This window comes from Rubrobacter calidifluminis (assembly GCF_028617075.1).
Classification (GTDB): Bacteria; Actinomycetota; Rubrobacteria; order Rubrobacterales; family Rubrobacteraceae; genus Rubrobacter_E; species Rubrobacter_E calidifluminis.
Map to the genome: position 1 here is coordinate 69,266 of NZ_JAQKGV010000006.1, position 16,860 is coordinate 86,125.

16 protein-coding genes are annotated in these 16,860 nt (G+C 65.3%); 1 reads left to right on the top strand and 15 read right to left on the bottom strand.

The features are described 5' to 3' along the window. The first annotated feature begins 2 nt into the window (after window positions 1-2). Window positions 3-1,295 carry a dihydrolipoamide acetyltransferase family protein gene (locus PJB24_RS06580; RefSeq protein ID WP_273844016.1) on the top strand — a complete coding sequence of 431 codons (1,293 nt, stop codon included), beginning with the start codon at window positions 3-5 and terminating at the stop codon, window positions 1,293-1,295. On the opposite strand, the gene PJB24_RS06585 is transcribed toward PJB24_RS06580, so the two are convergent. From PJB24_RS06585 to PJB24_RS06655, 15 genes are all read right to left on the bottom strand, one after another. Then, complete coding sequence (locus PJB24_RS06585) at window positions 1,292-1,552, bottom strand: hypothetical protein (RefSeq protein WP_273844018.1); 261 nt, start codon at window positions 1,550-1,552, stop codon at window positions 1,292-1,294. The two genes, PJB24_RS06580 and PJB24_RS06585, sit on opposite strands and share 4 nt — an antisense overlap. Continuing rightward, complete coding sequence (locus PJB24_RS06590; protein WP_273844020.1) at window positions 1,549-2,523, bottom strand: sulfate/molybdate ABC transporter ATP-binding protein; 975 nt, start codon at window positions 2,521-2,523, stop codon at window positions 1,549-1,551. The genes PJB24_RS06585 and PJB24_RS06590 overlap by 4 nt, the downstream gene beginning before the upstream one ends. Then, window positions 2,520-3,311, bottom strand: coding sequence for a sulfate ABC transporter permease (locus PJB24_RS06595; protein WP_273844022.1), 792 nt, complete (start codon window positions 3,309-3,311; stop codon window positions 2,520-2,522). Before PJB24_RS06595 ends, PJB24_RS06590 begins: the two co-directional genes overlap by 4 nt. After that, window positions 3,301-4,113, bottom strand: coding sequence for a sulfate ABC transporter permease subunit CysT (gene cysT / locus PJB24_RS06600; protein WP_273844024.1), 813 nt, complete (start codon window positions 4,111-4,113; stop codon window positions 3,301-3,303). Before cysT ends, PJB24_RS06595 begins: the two co-directional genes overlap by 11 nt. After that, a complete protein-coding gene (locus PJB24_RS06605; protein WP_273844026.1) occupies window positions 4,110-5,150 on the bottom strand; it encodes a sulfate ABC transporter substrate-binding protein in 1,041 nt (346 codons plus the stop codon). Before PJB24_RS06605 ends, cysT begins: the two co-directional genes overlap by 4 nt. Before the next feature lie 88 nt (window positions 5,151-5,238). After that, the gene (locus tag PJB24_RS06610) at window positions 5,239-6,543 is read right to left on the bottom strand and encodes a sulfatase family protein (RefSeq protein ID WP_273844028.1); all 1,305 of its coding nucleotides are present in this window, start codon (window positions 6,541-6,543) and stop codon (window positions 5,239-5,241) included. After that, entirely contained in the window at window positions 6,540-7,406 is an 867-nt protein-coding gene (locus PJB24_RS06615; protein ID WP_273844030.1) for a Stf0 family sulfotransferase, read from the bottom strand. Before PJB24_RS06615 ends, PJB24_RS06610 begins: the two co-directional genes overlap by 4 nt. Next, window positions 7,406-8,533, bottom strand: coding sequence for a sulfite oxidase (locus PJB24_RS06620; RefSeq protein ID WP_273844031.1), 1,128 nt, complete (start codon window positions 8,531-8,533; stop codon window positions 7,406-7,408). Before PJB24_RS06620 ends, PJB24_RS06615 begins: the two co-directional genes overlap by 1 nt. After that, window positions 8,526-8,915, bottom strand: coding sequence for a Rieske (2Fe-2S) protein (locus tag PJB24_RS06625; protein WP_273844034.1), 390 nt, complete (start codon window positions 8,913-8,915; stop codon window positions 8,526-8,528). Before PJB24_RS06625 ends, PJB24_RS06620 begins: the two co-directional genes overlap by 8 nt. Continuing rightward, window positions 8,905-9,993, bottom strand: coding sequence for an amidohydrolase family protein (locus PJB24_RS06630; RefSeq protein ID WP_273844187.1), 1,089 nt, complete (start codon window positions 9,991-9,993; stop codon window positions 8,905-8,907). Before PJB24_RS06630 ends, PJB24_RS06625 begins: the two co-directional genes overlap by 11 nt. 104 nt (window positions 9,994-10,097) lie before the next feature. Continuing rightward, the gene (locus tag PJB24_RS06635) at window positions 10,098-11,984 is read right to left on the bottom strand and encodes a glycoside hydrolase family 127 protein (RefSeq protein ID WP_273844035.1); all 1,887 of its coding nucleotides are present in this window, start codon (window positions 11,982-11,984) and stop codon (window positions 10,098-10,100) included. A 76-nt stretch (window positions 11,985-12,060) separates the two neighbouring features. Further along, window positions 12,061-12,885 carry a carbohydrate ABC transporter permease gene (locus tag PJB24_RS06640; protein WP_273844037.1) on the bottom strand — a complete coding sequence of 275 codons (825 nt, stop codon included), beginning with the start codon at window positions 12,883-12,885 and terminating at the stop codon, window positions 12,061-12,063. Beyond that, a complete protein-coding gene (locus PJB24_RS06645; RefSeq protein ID WP_273844039.1) occupies window positions 12,885-13,814 on the bottom strand; it encodes a carbohydrate ABC transporter permease in 930 nt (309 codons plus the stop codon). Before PJB24_RS06645 ends, PJB24_RS06640 begins: the two co-directional genes overlap by 1 nt. Before the next feature lie 25 nt (window positions 13,815-13,839). Then, complete coding sequence (locus tag PJB24_RS06650) at window positions 13,840-14,979, bottom strand: ABC transporter substrate-binding protein (protein ID WP_273844042.1); 1,140 nt, start codon at window positions 14,977-14,979, stop codon at window positions 13,840-13,842. Window positions 14,980-15,450: 471 nt separating this feature from the next. After that, window positions 15,451-16,809 (bottom strand): L-fucose/L-arabinose isomerase family protein, encoded by a 1,359-nt coding sequence (locus PJB24_RS06655; protein WP_420541903.1) that lies wholly within the window; start codon window positions 16,807-16,809, stop codon window positions 15,451-15,453. Window positions 16,810-16,860: the final 51 nt, after the last annotated feature.

Sequence of the window (16,860 nt, forward strand, 5' to 3'; positions counted from 1 at the left end):
AGTTGGCGAAACCCGTTACCATGCCCCAGCTCGGGGAGAGCGTGACCGAAGGGACGATAGCCCGCTGGCTCAAGTCCGAGGGGGAGGAGATCGAGAAGGACGAGCCCCTCTGCGAGGTGGACACCGACAAGGTCTCCAGCGAGCTGCCCTCCCCGATCGCCGGCAGGATAGAGAAGCTTCTCGTCTCCGAGGGCGAGACCGTCGAGGTGGGCACCGAGATCGCGCTCGTCGCCGTCGAGGGTGAGTCCGAAGGCCCGCCGCGGGAAGACATGCGCTCGGAGGGACCGACGGAGGAGTTCCCGGCCGCCGGAACCGTGGCCCAACCGGCCGTCGCGCAACGCGTCAGGAGGCCCGGCGCATCCGGCGGGAACGGGCGCGTCGGGGTGCCGGACGCCGGGGAGCTGCGGCTCAGGCGCTCCTCGCCGGTGGTGCGCAGGATCGCCGCCGAGCACGGGATAGACATCTCCGAGATCAAGGGTACTGGCATCGGCGGCAGGGTCACCAGGAAGGACATCGAGGCCTACGTGCGCGAGCGGGAGGCCGCGCGCGGGCCCACCCCCACGCCGGAGCCGGCCCGCGCGCGGGTCGAGGTCCACGAAGGAGACCGCATCGTCGAGCTCGACAGCGTCCGGCGGGCGATCGCGAACCGCATGAGCCTGAGCAAGCGCGAGGCCCCGCACGCCTGGACGATGGTCGAGGTGGACGTCACGGGGCTGGTGGCGCTGCGCGAGCGGATCAAGGAAGACTTCGCCCGGCGGGAGGGGGTGAGGCTCACCTACCTGCCGTTCATCGTCAGGGCCGCCGTCGAGAGCCTCAAGGAGCACCCGATCCTCAACTCCGTCTGGGATGAGGAGAGGATCGTGCTGAGACGGCGGATAAACGTCGGGATCGCGGTGGACCTGGATGACGCCCTGATCGTGCCCGTGATCCGGGACGCGGACGACTACGGCATCGTCGGGCTCGCCCGCAGGATAGACGACCTGGTCAGACGGGCGCGCGAGCGGCGGCTCTCCCCCGAGGACGTCTCCGGCGGGACGTTCACGGTCAACAACCCGGGCGCGCTGGGTTCGGTGGTCTCCACCCCGATCATCAACCACCCGCAGGCGGCGATCCTCTCCGCCGAGGCGATCGTGAAGCGCCCGGTGGTGGTGGGAGACGCGATCGCGATCCGGAGCATCATGAACCTGGAGGTCTCCTTCGACCACCGCATCCTCGACGGAGGGGCTGCGCTGCGGTTTTTGAACGCGGTGAAGCGTCGGCTGGAGGGCTACACTCCCGAGAGCGAGGTGCTCTAGCTCCCCGCGAGCACGAGCCGGGCGAGTGCAGCCGAGAGGAAGGTGCCGAGCGCGACGAGCATGAACAAGAGCCCTGCGTCGAGCACGGTGTCCCTGCCGACGAGTAGCGGGAGGGAGAGCCAGCCCGCCGCCACGACACAGAGGAAGAGCGATTCACGACCGGCCGCGGCGGAGAAGGCCAGCGCGAGCAGGAGCAGATAGAGGGCCACGTCCTTCGCGAGTTCTCTCCTCCGGCTTTTCTTCCCGTCCTCCCTCACGGCTTATGCTGCTCATTCTCGCCGAAGGTTCTCGCGGAGTTCATGCGGGCGTACACCTCCTTTCCGGGGGCCAGCCCGAGGTCTTCGGCCTCACCGCGGGTGAGCTGGGCCCAGATGTTCCGCCCATCTTCGAGGGTGAGCTCTGCACGCACCTCGAAGCCCAGATAGACCAGATGGTCCACGCGTGCACCGGTGGTCCCGGTCTCCGGGGAGGACAGCAGTTCTATGTCGTGCGGGCGTACGAAGGTGTCCCCGAGCCGGTTGACGGGGCCGATAAACCCCATAACGAACTCGTTGTGGGGATTCTCGTAGAGCTCGCGGGGACTGCCGGTCTGCTCCACCCGGCCGTGGTTCATCACCACGATCCGGTCTGCCACCTCCATGGCCTCCTCCTGATCGTGGGTCACCAGGATGGTGGTGACGTTCATCCCCTCGTGCAGCTTCCGGAGCCACGCCCTGAGCTCCTGGCGTACCCGGGCGTCGAGTGCCCCGAAGGGTTCGTCGAGGAGCAGGACCTCCGGGTCTATGGCCAGCGCGCGGGCGAGGGCCATGCGCTGACGCTGACCGCCCGAGAGCTGGGAGGGGTAGCGTCCGGCGAACCCCTCGAGCTGGACGAGCTCCAGGAGCTCCTGCACCCTTTCGCGGATGACCTTCCTGGGGAGGCGCCTTATCTTCATCCCGAAAGCCACGTTGTCGAAGACGGTCATGTGCTTGAACGCCGCGTAGTGCTGGAAGACGAAGCCCACCCCGCGTCTCTGGGGCGGCAGAGCGGTCTTGTCCTCACCGTTGATGAAGACCCGGCCCTCGTCCGGTTCCTCGAGCCCGGCGATCACCCTGAGGAGGGTTGACTTGCCGCTCCCGCTGGGCCCGAGCAGCGCGGTGAGGGAGCCGGATGGGGCCTCGATCGAGACGCCTTCGAGGGCGACGAACTCCCCGAAGCGCTTGGCAACACCCCTCGTTTCGATGCTCATCTCTCCTCCTCTGGCTTGAAGGCGTTAGTGAGGAGCAGCGTCGCCACCGCGATCAGGGCGAGCACCACCGAGGCGGCGTACGCCCCCGCGAGGTCGAAGTTCTGGAAGCGGTCCTGGACGTAGACGGTCATCGTCTCGGTGAGGCCGGAGATCCTCCCCGATACCACGCTCACCGCCCCGAACTCGCCGATGGCCCGGGCGGTGGTCAGGACCACGCCGTAGGCTACGCCCTGGCGGATGGCGGGCAGCGTCACCAGCAAAAACGTCTGCGTGGGCGAGGCTCCGAGGGTGGCCGCCGCCTGCTCCTGCTCGGTCCCTATCTCCTGCAGTACGGGCATCACCTCGCGTACGACGAAGGGCAGGGAGATGAAGATCGTGGCGAGCACGATCCCGGGTACGGAGAAGATGATCTTGATCCCGTGCGCCAAAAGCCAGTCGCCGACGGGTGAACCCTGCCCGTAGAGCGTGTAGAGCGCGAGTCCGACGACGACCGGTGAGATCGCGAGCGGCAGATCCAGGATCGCGTTGAGCAACCCCCTGCCCGGGAACCGGTGCCGCACCAGCACGATGGCGCACAGGATGCCGAAGAGGGTGTTCACGACCACCGCGATCGCGGTGGCCAGCAGGGTGAGCCACAGGGCGTGCAGCGCCGCCGGATTCGTCACGGCCCGCCAGGCCGTGCCCGCCCCCTCCTCGAAGGCCTTCCGGAAGACCATCGCCACCGGGAAGACGAGCAGCAGAGCCAGATACCCGAGCGCGACCGCGCGCAGCGCGAGCCTAGAGATCATGCCGGGCCCCCCAGCGTCCGATGAGCCTCATCCCGAGGAGAACCAAAAGCGAGAGCGCGAGCAGCGTGACCGAGACCGCGGCCGCCCCCGAGGGGTTGTCGGACTGTATCTGACCGTAGATGTAGACGGAGGCGACCTCCGTCTTGTAGGGGATGTTCCCTGTGATGATGACGACCGATCCGAACTCTCCTATCGCCCGCGCGAAGCCGAGCGCCGCGCCGGAGAGGATGGCAGGCAGGAGGTTCGGCAGGATGACGCGCCGGAAGCTCTGGAGCGGCCCGGCCCCGAGCGAGGCCGCGGCCTCCTCGACCTCGCGGTCGAGCTCGGCCAGGACCGGCTGCACGGAACGCACGACGAACGGGAGCGTGACGAAGAGCAACGCCATGATTATCGCAGCCCTGGTGTACGCGACGTTGATCCCGAGCGGGCTCTTCGGCCCGTAGAGGGCGAGCAGCGTGAGCCCGGCGACTATCGTCGGCAGCGCGAAGGGCAGATCTATTAGCGCGTTGACCACCCCCATTCCCCGGAAACGGTCTCGCACCAGAACCCAGGCTATGAGCGTTCCGCTCACGACGTTCAGGGCCACGACCGCGAGCGAGACCTCGAACGTCAGCCGCAGCGCGGCGACGGCCTCGGGGTTGGTGACGGCCCGCACGAACCCCGAGACTCCCTCCCCGGTCGCCCTCCACACCACCGCCGCGAGCGGGATCAGGACGATCAGACTCAGGTAGATCACGACGGTTCCGCGGGCGGCGTGGCCGCGCGGGGGAGCGGCCACGCCTTTGTCCTGCAACACGCTCATTGGGTCGGCTTCCCGAGCTGGCGGCTGATCTTCGCGAAGATGCCGCTGTTCGGGTCGAAGAACTTCTTCTGGACTTTGTCCCAGCCGCCGAGTCCGAGGTCGTTTATCGTGAAGAGGCCCTCAGGCTTTGGGTACTCGTCCTTGAACCGTGCGAGCACGTTCTTGTCCACGGGGCGATATCCCTCCCTGGCGAAGATTTTCTGCCCTTCCGGGCTGTAGAGGAACCTGACGAACGCCTCGGCCTGCTTCTTGTGCTTGCTGTCCTTGGTGACGGCGATCGGGTTCTGTATGAGTATCGTCTGCTTCGGGATGATGTACTGTACGTCCTCGCCTTCGTGCTGGGCGAGTATGGCTTCGTTCTCGTAGCTGATCAGAACGTCCCCCTCGCCCCCCGTGAACGTCTGCAGCGCCTCCCTGCCGCTCGCGGGTTCGACCGGTACGTGCGAGAAGAGCTTCTTGAGGTAGGCCTCCGCCTCCGCGGGACTCTTGCCCTCCTTGAGCTGCGCTCCATAGGCGGCCATCACGTTCCACCGCGCGCTGCCCGAAGAGAACGGGTTCGGGGTTATCACCTTTACGCCGGGTTTGACCAGGTCGTCCCAACCGTGGATGTGCTTGGGATTGCCCTTCCTGACCACCAGCACGACCACCGAGTCGGTGACCATCCCATGGTAGCGGTTTTTGTCCCAGTCCGGACTCACGGTGCCGGATTGCACCAGCCTCTCCATGTCCGGCGCCAGCGAGAACTCGACCACGTCCGCCGGCTGTCCCGCCGCCACCGCCCGGCTCTGATCCCCGGAGGCACCATAAGAGGTGTGGAAGTCGACCCCCTTACCCACCTCCGTCTTCTGGAACGCCGGGATCAGCTTGTCGTATACCTGTTCCAGGGTGGAGTACCCGACCACGTTTAGCGTCACCTTCCCGCTCCCGCCCCCGCCGCTCCTCGCAGATCCGGAAGCACTCCCCCCGCACCCCGAGAGCACGATCGCGGCGGCGGCCAGAAGCCCAGCCACCAGCACCAGAACCTCGACTTTTCTCAACTTTGCCTCCTTTTTCTGTTAATTTACTTAACAATGTGTGAAAGTATGGCTTCTGGGAGGAAGGCTGTCAAGGACTTTCTGGTGGGGGTCAGGCGGTAATCGTTGGTTCTTTGGGAGAGATCTGGTCGGGGGTGTTCAGTTCGGCGCCAGGAGGAGCGGGGATGGGGCCTTCGAGCAGTGGGTCGTTCGTCTTTCTCATCCAGGAATCCAGGCGGGAGCGCATCTCTTCGAGGACATCCTGACAGGAGGGTACTTGGGCGAGGTTGTTCGATTCGTTCGGGTCGTAGAGCAGGTCGTAGAGGCGCTCTTCGGGTATCAGGGTCTCCGCGAGGCCGTGTGCGAGGAGGAGGTCTTTGCTGGGGCTGTCGTCTATGTTGGCGAGGACGGGGGTGGGATGGGTCGGGTCGAAGCGCCGGATGTATTTCCAGCGGTGGGTTCGGACGCAGCGTTCGGGCTCGTAGGCGACGTGGTAGGTCTTCTCGGCGAAGATGGCTTTGCGGATCTCTCTCACCTCTCGGTGTACCAGGGGCAGGAGGGATTCACCCTGCAGGAACGTTGGGTGGTCGATGCCTGCCAGGTCGCAGATGGTCGGGTAGACGTCTATGTGCGAGACGAGAGCGTCTATGGCCCGACCACCGGTGAAACCGCCCGGACCGCGCAGGATCAGCATCACGCCGAGACCCCGGTCGTAGAGGGTCGCCTTTGCGCCGGGGAAAGGGATGCCGTGGTCCGTCGTGCAGATGACGAGCGTGTTTTCGGCGAGGCCGGTCTCGTCGAGTGCATCGAGCACCGCCCCCACCCCGCGGTCGAGCGAGCTTATGCTCTCGTAGAAGGAGGCCGTGTCCAGGCGGGTCTCCGGGGTATCGGGCAGGTTCGGCGGGGGCAGGACGTAGTTTGCCTCCTTCGGTGAGGAGGGGTTGAAGAACTCACGGTGGGTTTCGAAGAAGCCGACCGAGAGGAAGAAGGGCCTTCCGTGATCCTGGCGGAGGAGCCTCAGGGTGACCGGCACCACGTCGTCGGTGCGGGTTGTAGGGATCTTGAATACCTCGTCGTAGCCTATTATGTCCGGCCTCTTGGATATGTGCTGCTCCCCGATAAGGGCGGACCAGTAGCCGCGCCGGCGCAGGGTGTGGACGATGTGCTGGCTGTAGTCCTTCAGGGAGAAGCCACGGTGGGCGAGCCCGACCATCCCGTTTGAGTGGGCGTACTGACCGGTGAGCAGGCACGCCCGGCTGCCCGAGCAGGTCGGGGCGGCGCAGAACGCATTGCGGAAGATGACGCCCTCCTCCGCGAGGCGCTGGATGTTGGGGGTTCTCACCGGGTGCCCGTAGGGACTCACCCAGCGACCGGTGTCGTGGGAATGTAGGTAGAGTATGTTGGGCGGGGTCCTCAAGGTGCGTCTCTCACTTTTTTCTCCTCATGATAACGTTTTGCCCATTCCTCGGAGAGCTCGTCGGACTGGCGGCGCATCCCGGGCTCTTTCGGTGAGAAGTCTTTGGGAAGGGTGATGCCGACCCCCTCGAGCACCCGCCTTACAGTGCCAGCGTAGTCCTGGACGAACTCTTCGTAGACGACCTCCACCGGCTCGATGCGGCAGCGCTCGAAGAACGCCCGCCAGGCGGCGTTGTGCTCCTCGGCCCGCAGACGCAGGTGGTCGATGGCTGCGAAGCTGTAGCGCAGGGGTACTTGTTTGCGGGTCTGATCTCCCTCCCTGCGCCACTCCCAGCTCTGCAGCGCCCTCCAGAGCGAGATCGCCTGCCGGACGGTGTCTTCCCGGCGGATCCAGACGTATCCCCTCAGGTTCGGGAAGACCGCCGGCGGGATGTCGCAGGGGGCTACGCCCTCACGACCGGCCCGGCGGGCGAGTCGGACGAAGTCCCTGAAGTAGGCCCACATGATCTTGGTGCCAAAGACCCCGTTGTCGGTGGTCCCCCTTTCGAGCGCATTCCGCAGCAGGGCCTCGAAGTCCGGCGGCCGCCAGTGGGGGTCTTTCTCCTCCTGTTTCTCCGCGAACCTCCCCCCGTAGTCACCCAGGATGTCGCGGAACGCGGGGTCGTCGAGGAGCGCCCATACGTCGGGGTCGTTGGAGCGCTGGAAGTAGTCCCGCGGCCGCCGGGGGCGTCCGGTCTCGAGCAGCACCTCGAAGTGCTCCGCCGGCCGACCGGCGATGCCGGTGGAGGTGAGCGCCTCGCACAGCAGCGTGCTGCCGCTCCGGGGGGTTGCGCAGATCATGTAGGAGAGGACGGGTCTGATCATCACAGCACTTCCACCGGGTGGGAGACGACGGCACCGTACAGATAGCCCTGCTCGTTGAAGGGAACCGTCTCCGGCTGCGTCCGGCCGCTCTCGCCGGTAGTGCGTACCCGGATCTCGTGTCGGCCGGGTGTGGCTTCCCACGGGATCCTGAACCGGGCCCACGCCCCTTCGACGTTCGGGCCGTACAGGGCGGCCTGCTGCCAGCTTTTGCCGTCTATCGAGTACTCGACCTTCGCGACCCGCTCTCCCGGCGACCAGGCCCTGCCGGTGATGGTGCGCCGGCCGCGCGGGAGCACGGCGGGCCAGGAGAGCTCCAGGGCGCTCTTGGTCACCTGGGAGGTGACCGGGATCCTTCCTCTGCCATAGTGTCCTCCGGTGAGGACGTATCGTGAGGTGTTCCACGGCGAGAAGAGGGGCTGCAGAGAGACGAAGATGCGCCCGAGCCACTTCACGCTCGCCACCGCGGCCCATCCCGGGACCACCGCGCGCAGCGGGAACCCGTGATCCGCGGGCAGGGGGTCTCCGTTCATCGCGTAGGCCAGTATGGTGTCCTCTTCCAGCGCCTTCCCGATCGGTATCGGGCGGCGCATTCTCACCGCGTCTAGCCCTTCGAGCATCACCTCGCACGCCCCGCTCCTGAGCCCGGCTCGCTCCAGCACCTCTCTCAGGGCCACGCCCCGCCACTCCGCGACCCCGATGGCCCCGAGACGCCACTGCGTACCCGGCGCCTCCCTGCCCTGTTCTTCGGCGAAGAAGACTCGAGCGTTGCCCGCACATTCCAGGGCCCGGACGATGGTCGTCTGGGGCAGGCGCAGCAGGTCGCCGTAGCCGAGCCGCAGCGTGCGTTCGACTCCGGGGCCCTCCACGACGAGGGTCCACCCGAGGGGGTCTATACGCGGGGTGGGGGCGTGGTTGCGCACGAAGAACAGATCGTTCGGGGTGGTATAAGGGCTCTCGGCCATCGCCTCCCACCGGGTCTCGGCGTTGAGCGAGAGATCACCGGTGGGGTCGTCGCCGAGGCGCCTCAGCAGCGGCCGGTGGTCGACGAAGGATTCCTCCGGAAGAGATTTCGCGATCCCGGAGAACGACGTGCCGGGTTCGTTCTCCTCGCGGGTCCTGCTAAACATATACGACCACCTCCTCGCCCTCTAGCGCCACCGGATAGACCCTGAGGCGCATGTCCCGGCGGTGAGGCTCGCACGGAGAGAGGCCGCTGGCCAGGTCGAACTCGAAGTTGTGCCAGGGACATACGATTACGCACCGCTTCGAGCTTACGTGCTCCCCGGTGCGGCTCGCGGTCCACATCCGTTCGACCCTGCCCTTGGAGAGGTCTGCGGCCTCGTGCGGGCAGGTGCTCGAGACGGCGCGATAGGAGCCGTCGTCGAGGCGGGCGAGGGTGACGCTGCGGCTGCCGGCCCTGAAGCGTCTCATCTCACCGGGTGCGAGCTCTTCCCTCGCGCAGAGAACGTAACGCCGCCTGCGCGGCGCCTCCACGCTTCTATAGTCCATAGAACTCCTTCGCGTTGTCGTAGAGGATCCTGCGCCGGATCTCCTTCGGGAAGCTTCCAGGCAGGACATGATAGGGCGAGTCGAAGTCCCAGTGCGGGTAGTCGCTGGAAAACATCAGGAAGTCTTCGGAGCCGATCATCTCGAACATCCGCCACAGATCTTCGGGATCTTCCGGGTACTCCATCGGCTGCGTCGAGAAACGCACCCTTTCCCGGATGTATTCTGAAGGCATCCTCTTCACCCAGGGAACCTCCCGCCGGAGCGAACGGTAGTTGTGGTCGAACCTCCACATGAGGTGCGGAACCCAGGTCCAGCTCGACTCGATCATGGCGACCCTGAGCTCTTCGAAGCGGTCGAAGACGCCGTGGGCGATGAGCCCAATGAGCTGTGACTGCCAGGTCTGAGAGATGGCCGTGTGCCACTCGATGTAATACGTGGGCAACCCTATCGCGGTCTCCGTGGCGTTGGACTGGTGGAACGCCACGGCGAGGCCGTTGCGCTCGGCGGCCTCGAAGATCGGATGGTAGAAGGACCGGCCGAAATGATGGTGTGGCACCGCCGGCAGAATGACCTGCACGAACCTCCGGTCCGACCCCACCCGGTCTATCTCGCGCGCGGCACCCTGCGGGTCCTGCGCCGCGACCGTCACCGACCCGAGCAGCCTCCGGTCCTTGTCCAGCCAGTTCTCTATCAGCCAGTCGTTGTAAGCCGAGGCGAGCGCCCCGGCGAACTCCGGCTGCACCTTCATGTTGGTAGGATGGAACGAGCTGACCAGTATCGCCCGCTCCACCACATACGGATCGAGAAGCTGGCGCCTCATCACCCCCAGATCCGAACCCGCAGGCCTCCCATCGTCCATCACCGCATCAGCCATCGCCACCCCGGCCACCTGCGGATAGGAGTAGGGGAAGGCCGGCTCCTTCCACCCGTCAACCGCAGCCACCCTGCTCCTCCAGGGCTCCGCCAGATACGGTACCAGATCCCGCTCCGAAACCAGCATCTCGTGTACGTCGGTGTCTATCACCGCCGCCTTGCGCGCCCGCCTCCGCTCCTCTAGATCCCTGACCCGGGCCTGCATCACCTCACGCTCCTCTCGTGGTTTTATATGTTTTGTCGATTATAAAAGTTACCAAAGTGGAAAATAAATCAAGGGGTGGGATTTGTCAACTCCCGGGGCTGGGGTCAGCCGGAGCGGAGCCAGAGTTGCATGGGACCGGGGGAGCGGTTGGCCCAGGCGAGGTAGGGGACGAGGGTGAGCCTGTAGGGGCGTCTGTTGGGCGTGGGGAGTCTTCGGGTGCGGTAGAGGCTCCCCCGCCAGCCGGGGTCGAGGGATTCGATGCTGGCTGGGGCGTGCAGCGCCGGCATCCCGGCGAGTTCTGGGTGGGGACCGACGGAGAAGCCCGCGTCTGGTGTGAGGACGACGTCGCGGAGGTCTGCCGCGTCCGGGTTGTCCGCACCTTCAGCGCAGTAGAGGATGGGACCGCGCATGACCGCGACCCTCCCTGTGTTCTCGAGGACGTAGGGGTGGCTCTCGAGGAGGCGCACGGGCATCGGCAGGTGCAGCCTCACGGTGTCGCCGGGACGCCAGCGGCGTTGTATCCCGGCGTAGGAGCCGGGCTTCGCCGGGATGTCTGCTTCAGCCCCGTTCACCTCTATGCGCGCTTCTTCGCACCACGCCGGCACGCGCAGCATGAGCGAGAACTCACCCTCGCCGGAGACCACCTCGACCTCGACATCCCCGTCCCACGGGTAGCCGGTGCGCTGCCTGAGACGGACCTTCGGGCCCTGGAGGTTCGCCTCGCCTTCGGCGTAGAGGTGCACCCATACGGTCCCCTCCGAGGTGCTGTAGAAGTAGCCGGGCAGCGCGGCGAGCGTCCTGGCGATGTTCGGCGGGCAGCAGGCGCACCCGAACCACTCCTGCCGGCGGTGCGTGCCGTCGTCGGCGAGCGGGTTCTGGTAGAAGTAGCGCCGGCCGTCGAGCGAGACGCCCGGCAATACGGCGTTGTATAAGGTGTGTTCGATCAGGTCCGCGTAGCGCGCCTCGCCCGTGATCTGCAGCATCCGCCAGCTCCACATCACGCTGCCTATCGCCGCGCAGCTCTCCGCGTAGGCCCTCTCGTTCGGAAGCTCGTAGTCCTTCCCGAACGCCTCCCCCTCGTAGCGGGAGCCGATCCCGCCGCTCACGTACATCCGTTTCGTTACCATGTTATGCCACAAACGCTCAAGAGCATGAAGGATGTCTTCGTCGCCGGTCTCGGCGTAGACGTCGGCTGCTCCTGCGTTCAGGTAGGTGGCGCGGACGGCGTGGCCGGTTATCTTCTGTTGCTCGCGAAAGGGCAGGTGGTCCTGATGGTATTCACTGCCGCTGACCCTGCCGCGGCCCCGGACGTCGAGGAAGAAGCGGGCCTGTTCGAGGTATCTGTGCTCGCCCGTCTCTCTGAACAGCTCGACGAGGGCCATCTCGATCTCCTCGTGTCCGTCGGCGGTCTCGAGTTTGCCCTCGCTCTGCGGGCCGAAGGTCCCGCAGACGAGGTCTGCGAAGCGGCGAGCCACATCGAGGAGGCGTTCGCTTCCGGTCGCGCGGTGGTGGGCTATGGCCGCCTGGATCAGGTGCCCCCCGCAGTAGAGCTCGTGCAGGTCCCTCAGGTTGGTGAAGCGTTCCCGTTTTCGTTCGAAGGTGAAGTAGGTGTTTATGTAGCCGTCGGGCTCCTGGGCCGCCTCTACCTCGTCGATCGCGCGCTCGACCATCTCCCCGAGTTCCGGATCTGGGTTCGCGGCCAGCGTCCAGGAGGCTGCTTCGAGCCACTTGTACACGTCGGAGTCGGCGAAGTACATCCCGCGGAAGGGAGCCTCAATCCTGCCCGATGCCCGCCGGAAGTTGTCCAGCGTGCCGGAGCTCTCCAGGTGCTCGTACTGCTCCCGCAGCGTCACCTTGCGGTTGATCTCGCGCCGTGGTTCCCAGAATTCGTCCGAGAGACGCACGTCCCCGAGCGGTACGGGGTTGAGGCGGGCGTGTGGGCTGCCGGAGACGTCCACCGTGAAAGAGAGATCGTATCTGGAGTGGTCCAATCTGGTTCTCCGATCCAGGAATTTTCTCTTGCCAGCTCTGTTATATGTGCGAACGGTACCCGGAAGGGCTCTTCTGCTACTTCACGGATCCCAGCGAGAGCCCCTCGGCGAGCCTTCGCTGGGTGGCGGCGAAGAGCACGAGCACCGGGATCGAGGTAACGGTCGCCAGGGCCATCAGCCCGGGCCAGTCTATGCCGTAGGCGGAGACCTGCTGGCTTATCACCGCGCTTATGGGGTAGGCCTCCGGGTTGGTGAGGAAGCTTATCGCGTAGAGGAACTCACCCCAGGCGATGATGAAGATCAGGGTGCCCACCGTCGCTATGCCGTTGCGGGCTAGGGGGAGCAAAATCGTCACGAACGTGCGCAGCCGGCTGGCTCTATCCACCGCCGCGGCTTCCTCCATCACTTCCGGTATCGTCTGGAAGAAGGGCCGCAGGAGGAGGACCGCGAAGGGTATCAGCATCGCGGAGTCCGCGATTATCACCCCGGCGAGGGTGCCGAGCAGGTTCCAGCCCGCCAGCACCTTGTAGAGCGGGATGACCGAGGCGGTGGGCGGGATCATCTGCAGCAGGATCAGGGACCCCAGCCCCACGGGCAAAAGGACCGTCCTGGTGCGCGCGAGCCCGTAGGCCGCGGGCACCCCCAGCGCAAGCGTGAGTGCGGTGGTGCAGACGGCTATGATCCCCGAGTTTAGTGCCGCGTGGGCGAGCGAGGCGTTCAGCACCCGGTGATACGCCGAGGTCGAGGGCGAGAAGACGATACCCGCCGGGTCTGCGAAGATCTCCACGTTGGTCTTGAAAGAGGTGGCAACCAGCCAGTAGAGGGGGAACCCGTAGACGATCAGGAGCACCAGGCTCCCCACCCTGGAACCCCAGGCTGGGACGTGCCGCCAGGTAGACATCAACCGACCTCCTCTCTGTTGGCCCGGATGTAGAGCAGCGCGGTGGCGAGCACCATGACTATCGAGATCACCGCCGTAGCCGCCCCCAGCCCGAACTTGTAGTTCTCGAACGAGAGCCGGTAGCTGAGGTAGGGGAGCGTCGTCGTCGCGGTCCCGGGACCTCCGGAGGTCATCACGTAAATGAAGTCGAAGCTCCTGAAAGCGTAGACAATGGTCAGGACCACGAGTATCAGGAACGTCGAGCGCAACATGGGCAGCGTGATGTGCCGGAAGACCTGCAGACGCGTCGCTCCGTCTATCTGCGCCGCGTCGATGGGGTCGGGAGGAATGTCCAGGATCGCTGCCCGGAAGACCAGCGCCGCGAAGGGTACGACGACCCAGGCGTTGACCACCGCCACGGCCAGAAGCGCCGTGTGGTTCTGCGCCTGCACCAGCCAGGGCACCGGCTGCGCGATCACGTGGAGGTTGGCCAGGACGTAGCTGACCACACCTTCCTTGTCGAGCAAAAACTTCCAGAGGCTCCCCGCCACCACCGGCGGTAGCATCCAGATGAAGACCATCATCCCGAAGACGAAGCGGGAGAACCTCACTTCGAGTCTGCCGGAGCCCCGGGACCGCGGCGTGGAGCTCAGCACGAGTGCCGCCAGAAGCCCGCCCGCGATCCCCACGATCAGGACGACCGCCGTGTAGATCAGGGTGTTTATCAGCGCCTCGATGAACTGTGCTGAGGATATGAGCTGTTTGAACTCGGCGAGCCCTACGAACGGCCAGGTGCGCAGTATGTTGGAGACCGTCACCCGGCTCAGGCTCATGCGGATGAGCTCGATCAGGGGGTAGATCGCCGTCGCGAGTAGAAACAGGGCGGCGGGCACCGCGAAGAGCGTGGGAGAGCTCCTGAGTCTCTGCAGCGGATGTCTTTTGCTTTTCATAGTCTTGGCCGTAATTCAGGTCTTCCTACCCGAGATCTTTCCTGACCTTGCTTACGACGCTCGAGGCCGCCGCTGCTGCGCTCTTCTGCCCGGCTATCACCGCGCTCCAGCCCTGAGCCACGTCGAGCTCGGCGCTGATTATGCCGGCTCCAAACCCGGCTGGCGGGTAGGTCGAACCACCCTTCACCTCGGAGGCAAAGGCTCTGAGGATGGGGTCGTTCTGAATGGCCGGATCTTTGGCTGCATCGGAGCGTGCTGGTATGCTGCCGACGTCCTTGAGCGCGATGATTTGGCCCTCTTTGCTGAGGTAGGTGGCTTTGAGGTACTCCCACGCCAGCCTCGGGTTCTTGGAGAACGCCCCGATGGATTCGGTCTCACCACCAAGGTAGACGCTGCCGCCCTTCGGCCCTTTGGGCATCGGAACCACGCCGTATCTGAACTTCGCACCTTTTATCGTCCCGAGCTGCCAGTTGCCGTTCTCGGCGAACGCCACGTTGCCCACCATGAACCTCTGGAAGGGTTCCGTCTGGTCCCAGCTCGCAGCCTCCTGCGGAACGTACCCCTTTCTGACCCACGACTGGATGAAGCCGAACGCCCCCTTCAAGGCCTGCGCGCTGGGCTTGCCATACGAGAACCCGTACCCGCTCAGCCAGGGATACGCCTGCCACTCTCCCTGGTCGTTGGGCTTGCCGGTCAGCGTCAGCCCCACCTCGCTGTGGGATTTCGTCTTTTCGAGAGCGGCCCCGAGCTCATCAAACGTCCTCGGTGGCTTGACCCCAGCCTTATCCAGGATGTCCTTGTTGTACCAGAGCCCGAGCAGGTTCACGTACCCCTGCACCCCGTAGACTTTGCCAGCGGACTTTTTGACCAGGCTGCTCGGGAACTGCCCCTTGTCGGGGTATGAGGCCCAGAACTTGCTCATATCGTACAGAACCCCGGACTTTACGAACTGTGGGATGCTCGTGCCGTTGTAGACGACCACATCGGGGCCGGATTTGGCGTTGGCCGCCGCTATGACCTTGTTCGTTATCTGATCATAGGGTACGTAGACGTAGTTCACCTTGACGTTCGGATACTGTTTGTTGAACAGCTTGGCGAAGTCGTTTAGTTCCTTTACCTGCGCTTTTACGCTGAAGTAGTGCCAGACGGTCAACGTACCGGACATATTCTTGCTCAGCTTCTGCGAGCTACCCGCGGTGGAACTACTCCCCGACGAACCTCCACCACACGCAGAGGTCCCGAAGAGCATGGCCCCTGCAAACCCCACTCCTCCCTTCCTCAAAAGGTCCCTGCGGCTGATGGCTACTTTGCCGACACCGTCATTGTTCGCCACGATCTCCTCCTCTCGAGTCCCGCCAGATTACAATGCCAACCGATTCGTCGTAGTCTCTGACCGAATTTCCAGCATAAACACCCGCTGCCCGTTTTCCCTGAATTCTCTGCCCGTCACAGCTTTGCATGGCCTGGTACAAGGGTCAACGTGTCGATTTCGTAGAAAAAGGAAACTATTCCGACTCGGAGAAGAGACATCTGGTGAGGGCGGTTTTGGGCCGGGAGATGTTTGTGTGGGGCGGTAAAGGTACGGGCCGGTGCGCATCATCTGCGCACCGGCCGCGGAGAGAGGGATTCTTCTTTTCTAAACCTCGCGGTATTCGATCCCGAGGAGTTCGGCGAAGGTGCGCCAGAGGGAGGCGTGGTGGCCGGGGGTCATCACCTCGTGGTGGGTGCCCCCGGCGGCGAGCCAGCCGTCGAGGCACGCCCTCGCGCCGGTCTTTGGCCGGAAGAAGCCGTAGGGCATCTCCAGGTTGGGGAGGACCTCGCTGTCTATGACCTCGCCCTCAGAGACGACGAGGCGGAAACGCCCGCCGGAGATCGGGGCGAGCGAGGCGATGGTCGCGGGGCCGGGCTGGATGCGGAAGAGGACCGTCGGGGGCGGGCCGAGGCGGCCGATCCCGAGCTCCCGGTGGATGAGGCGGGGTTTCTCGTCGTCTCTCGCGATGCGCCAGTTCCCCTCGCCCATGTGGCTCATCAGGATCGCGTCCCGCTCGTAGTCGAGCGCGTACATCTCGGTGAAGTGGGCGACGTCGGCCAGGATGTGCCCGGCGGAGACGAGCGCCGCGCTGCATGCGTCCCCCTCGGCCCCGTAGCCGTAGCCCTCGGCCATCAGGTTCGACGCGGCGGCGAGCGGCAGCCGCGAGAAGCGGCCGTCCTCCCCGATCGCGTCGAAGTGCGTCGAGTAGGCGCCGAAGCCGCCGGAGTCGAGGATGCTCTTTATCGCGAGCTGCATCCGGGCCGAGTCCTCGCGCTCTTCGGGGGTGAGGTTCTCGTCGATCTCGAAGCGCTCGTCCTCCGCGCGCAGGGCGGCCTTCACCTCCTCCGCCGAAACCCGCTGCATCGCGCGGTGGATGTCGCCGGTGGCGAGGAAGTTTATCTCCGGCCCGAGCTCCCGCAGCATCGTCGTCTCGTCGACGCGGATGTCGCCCATCCCGTTCATCGCGTATCCGAAGATGGCGACCTTCAGGCGTCGCCAGGCGGTGACCGCCGCCGCGGCCCGCGCCCACTCCTCGAAGGCCCGCCCGAACTCCGGCGAGCGCCAGTCGCCGCTCGCCACCCGGAAGGGGACCCCGGCGCGGACCAGCGCGTTCGCCGTGTCCTGGGCCCCGTGCACCCCCTGGTTGTAGGTCATGTCGCCCATGTCCCACTCCGCCGTCACGTGCGGTTCGGGCTGGATGTTGGCGAGCATCACCGGCAGGCGCGTGTTCGCCAGGGCGCGGGTCGCGCGCATCGCGGGGCCGTAGGTGAGCATGACTATCATGATCCCGTCGAGCTTCTCCCGCTCGAAGAGCTCGACTATCTCCTCGATGTCCTCGCGCGAGCGGGCGGGTTTCGGGAAGCGCACATCCGCCGCCCCCGAGAGGTGCGAGGCAACCTCCTGCGCGTAGTTCGCCTGCCGCTCGGTTATGCCCGGGAGCATCTCGTCGTAGAGGGCCTGCATGATCCCGAGCAGCCCTATCCTGGGTCTGGATGTCACCTCGTTCACCTCCGT

What these genes read in the sequence shown, in the direction of transcription:
- PJB24_RS06615 (WP_273844030.1), bottom strand. Translation starts at nt 7,406, where the DNA reads ATGATCAGACCCGTCCTCTCCTACATGATCTGCGCAACCCCCCGGAGC.
- PJB24_RS06650 (WP_273844042.1), bottom strand. Translation starts at nt 14,979, where the DNA reads ATGTCCGGTACGTTGACCGTCTGGCACTACTTCAGCGTAAAAGCGCAG.
- cysT (WP_273844024.1), bottom strand. Translation starts at nt 4,113, where the DNA reads ATGAGCGTGTTGCAGGACAAAGGCGTGGCCGCTCCCCCGCGCGGCCAC.
- PJB24_RS06625 (WP_273844034.1), bottom strand. Translation starts at nt 8,915, where the DNA reads ATGGACTATAGAAGCGTGGAGGCGCCGCGCAGGCGGCGTTACGTTCTC.
- PJB24_RS06630 (WP_273844187.1), bottom strand. Translation starts at nt 9,993, where the DNA reads ATGCAGGCCCGGGTCAGGGATCTAGAGGAGCGGAGGCGGGCGCGCAAG.
- PJB24_RS06645 (WP_273844039.1), bottom strand. Translation starts at nt 13,814, where the DNA reads ATGAAAAGCAAAAGACATCCGCTGCAGAGACTCAGGAGCTCTCCCACG.
- PJB24_RS06655 (WP_420541903.1), bottom strand. Translation starts at nt 16,809, where the DNA reads ATGCAGGCCCTCTACGACGAGATGCTCCCGGGCATAACCGAGCGGCAG.
- PJB24_RS06590 (WP_273844020.1), bottom strand. Translation starts at nt 2,523, where the DNA reads ATGAGCATCGAAACGAGGGGTGTTGCCAAGCGCTTCGGGGAGTTCGTC.
- PJB24_RS06595 (WP_273844022.1), bottom strand. Translation starts at nt 3,311, where the DNA reads ATGATCTCTAGGCTCGCGCTGCGCGCGGTCGCGCTCGGGTATCTGGCT.
- PJB24_RS06620 (WP_273844031.1), bottom strand. Translation starts at nt 8,533, where the DNA reads ATGTTTAGCAGGACCCGCGAGGAGAACGAACCCGGCACGTCGTTCTCC.
- PJB24_RS06640 (WP_273844037.1), bottom strand. Translation starts at nt 12,885, where the DNA reads ATGTCTACCTGGCGGCACGTCCCAGCCTGGGGTTCCAGGGTGGGGAGC.